The following is a 3207-nucleotide window of genomic DNA, read 5'->3' on the forward strand; positions in this document are numbered from 1 at the left end:
GTGCCCGGGGTGCCCGGGGCGTCCGGTGGTCCGGCTGAGGGCGGGGGATCGGGGGCGCCCGATCTCACCAAGCAGCCGCCCGCTGCTGCTGCCGCCGCTGCCGGGTTCGCCGCCTCGGGGACGCCCGCCTCCGCCGGGGGCGCGCCGACACCGCCGGGCGCCCCGGCATCCCCGTACGCGGGCCCCTCCGGCCACCCCGAGGGCGCCCCCGGTCATGCCGCCGGCGGGCCCGAGGGCGGTGCCGTGCCGCCTCCGCCCGGGGCCCCGGGGGCAGGCGGGCCGGGCTCCGCGCCGCTCGACCGGCTGCCCACCCAGGTCGTGAGGGCGGGCTCCCCGCCGCCTCCGCCCACCTCGCCGCCCGGCCCCGCCGCGTACGGCTTCCCGCAGCAGCCGGCGCATCCGCAGTCCCCGGCCGGGTACGGCCAGCCGTCGGGCGCGGCCCCCGGCTACGGCTATCCGCAGGGCGGCCCGCAGGGCCAGGCCGCGTACGGGACGTACGGGCAGCAGCCGTACGCCGATCCGCAGCAGTACGGGGGGCAGGCGCCGTACGGGGGGCAGCAGCCGTACGGCGGTCACCAGGCCCTCGGCGCCGCGGGCGGCCTCGGCGCGACCCCTCCGTACGGGCCGACGCCCCTCCAGGGCCCCGGCGGCCGGCCGCGACCGGACCGGTCCGGCGGCAGGCGTTCCTCCGTGGTCCTCGTCGCGGTCGCCCTGGTGGTGGCGCTCGGCGCGGGCGGCTCGGTGTACGCGCTGATGAAGAAGGGGGAGGAGGGCGGCAAGGAGAACGACGGCAAGGGCGGGCCCACGACGAGCGGGCCCGAGACCCCCGGGCCGACGACGCCCGGGCCGACCGACCCGGAGACCTCTCCCGACCCCACCACCGAGTCCCCGGACGCGGGCACGATCCCGGAGGACTTCCTCGGCACCTGGAACGCGACCCTCAGCGGCTCCGACGGGTCCGACACCCGTGAACTCGTCATCCAGCAGGGCGAGGTCGGTGACACCGTGCTCTCCCTGACGGCGGACGGCCCGCTGGAGGCGGGCGGCACGTACCACTGCGTGTTCGAGGCGGAGCTGAGTGAGGCGCCGGACGACGACGGCCCTCTGCGGATCGGCCCCTCCACGGTCACCGAGGGCGAACCGGCCACGTCCTGCTCACCGGGCGCCGCCACCACGGTCACCCTCCTCCCCGACGGCCGCCTGCGCCGCGTGGACACGGCGGGCAAGTCGGTGACGTACACGAAGGGCGGCTGAGCCGACCGGCGAACCCCGCCCGCCCCGGGGGCTGTCGGGGTCCCCGGAGAACTTCGGCTGAACATCCGGGGGCGTACCCGGATTGTCCCCTCCCCGCGCCGTACGGTGTCCCCGCTTGACTGCGGAGCGTAAGGCTCGGGGGAGTGGCTCACGTGCAGGAGTGGCTGAGCGCGGAGAACGTGGTGGCGGTGGCGACCGCCGTGGCCGGTGTCGTGGCGTCCGCCGTGATGGTCTGGTACGAGCGCCGGGTGCCGCGCCGCAAGCGGATCGGGTACCGCGTGCAGATGGACAACCCGATAGGCCACGGGGTGCGTGCGGGCCGGGCCAACGTCCGGCTCGGCCTCTTCGACGAGGCACCGGACATGTCCGACGCGACCCTGGTGCTGCTGCGCATCGAGAACGACGGCTCGCAGAGCATCGCCGACAACGACTACACCGGCCGTGAACTCCACGGTCTGACCGCCGTGTTCAGCGGCCGCGTCATCCGGGGCGTGTCGGTCACCCAGCCGTCCGGCACCGACCATCTGATGGACCACTTCACCGCGGCCGCCGGTTTCGGCTACCGCGACGGAGTGCTCCGCATCCCCCGCGTCCCGCTCAACCGGGGCGACCACTTCAAGCTGCTGGTGCTGCTCTCCGGCGGTGACGTCGCCGGGCCGATCCGCCTCATCGGCGGCATCCGCGACGGCGAGGTCCACCCCAACCGCAGCGCCACCCCGGACGAGAAGCCGCCGCTGTTCAGCCGCGCGGCCCGCCTCATCACCGTGATGTTGACGCTGTGCGTGGTCGCCCTGGCCACGATCATCGTCGTGCGGGACGACACCCCGCCGCCCGTGGAGTGCGCCACGGGCGAGCTGACCCTCACCGGGTCGACCGCGTTCGCGCCGGTGCTGCGGGGCCTCGCCGAGGAGTACGAGAAGGACTGCGAGGGCGCCGACATCACGGTGGACGCCCGGGGCAGCTCGGCCGGCGTCAACGAACTCGCCCTGCTCGGCGCGCAGTCGAAGAAGGGCTCCCCACCCGTCATCGCCTTCTCGGACGGCCCGAGCACGAACACGGACGCGCGTCTCGTCGGACACCGGGTCGCGCTGTCCGTCTTCACCCTCGTCGTCAACGACGGCATACGTCCGCCCGGCGCCACCCTCACCGTCGACGACGTACGCCGGCTCTACCGCGGCGAGATCACCCGCTGGAGACAGCTCGACGCGTCGCTCCCCGACATCCCCGTCGTCCTCGTCAGCCGCGACGCGGACTCCGGTACCCGGCAGGTCTTCCAGCGCACCGTCCTGAACGGCTGGGAGCGGGTGCCCAGCACGTCGCTGGACTGCCGCCGGGACGACCTGTCCGCCCCGGACGCGGTCACCCGCTGCGAGCTCGACTCCACCGAACAGGTCCTCACCACGGTCGCCCGGCTCCCCGGCGCGATCGGCTACAGCGAGCTGACCGTCGCCACCGGCCGGCCCGGCCTCCTGGGCCTCGCCCTCGACGGTCGCGAGCCCTCCGTCGAGAACCTGGAGACGGGCGACGCGAGCTACCCGTACTACGGCGCCGAGTACGCCTACACGTATCGGCGCCCGCCCGCCGACTCCCTCGCCGACAGCTTCCTCGCGCACCTGCGCCGCGGCACCGCCCAGAGCGTCATCCGCGGCCAGGGGCACGTGCCGTGCGAGACGGCGACGGGGGCGCGGCTGTGCGACGAGCGGGCTCGGGAGGACGGGGGCGGTAGGTGAAGGGCGCCCAGTAGCTCGGGGGCGCGCTGTCTGTTCGGCGGGTGCGGGTGCGTCGTGGTTCCTCGCGCAGTTCCCCGCGCCCCTGAAAAGCAGCGGCTGTGCCCCGTGCCTTTCCCCGGCGCCGCCCCCCACTCACCCGCACCCGAAAAGCGAGTCCCCGGTCACCGCGAGCTCCCGGTCACCGCGAGTCCCCGGTCACCGTGAGTCCCCGGTCACCGCGAGT

Annotated in this window: 1 protein-coding gene and 1 pseudogene; both read left to right on the forward strand. The window is 75.1% G+C overall.

Going from position 1 to position 3207, the window contains the following annotated elements:
* Positions 1-1254: pseudogene (locus AOK23_RS42450) on the forward strand (serine/threonine-protein kinase); the annotation flags it as partial.
* Positions 1255-1406: 152 nt separating this feature from the next.
* The gene (locus tag AOK23_RS42455) at positions 1407-2984 is read left to right on the forward strand and encodes a PstS family phosphate ABC transporter substrate-binding protein (RefSeq protein ID WP_055717720.1); all 1578 of its coding nucleotides are present in this window, start codon (positions 1407-1409) and stop codon (positions 2982-2984) included.
* Positions 2985-3207 lie beyond the last annotated feature (223 nt).

It is taken from the genome of Streptomyces torulosus (genome assembly GCF_001419765.1).
In the GTDB taxonomy this organism is placed as follows: domain Bacteria; phylum Actinomycetota; class Actinomycetes; order Streptomycetales; family Streptomycetaceae; genus Streptomyces; species Streptomyces torulosus.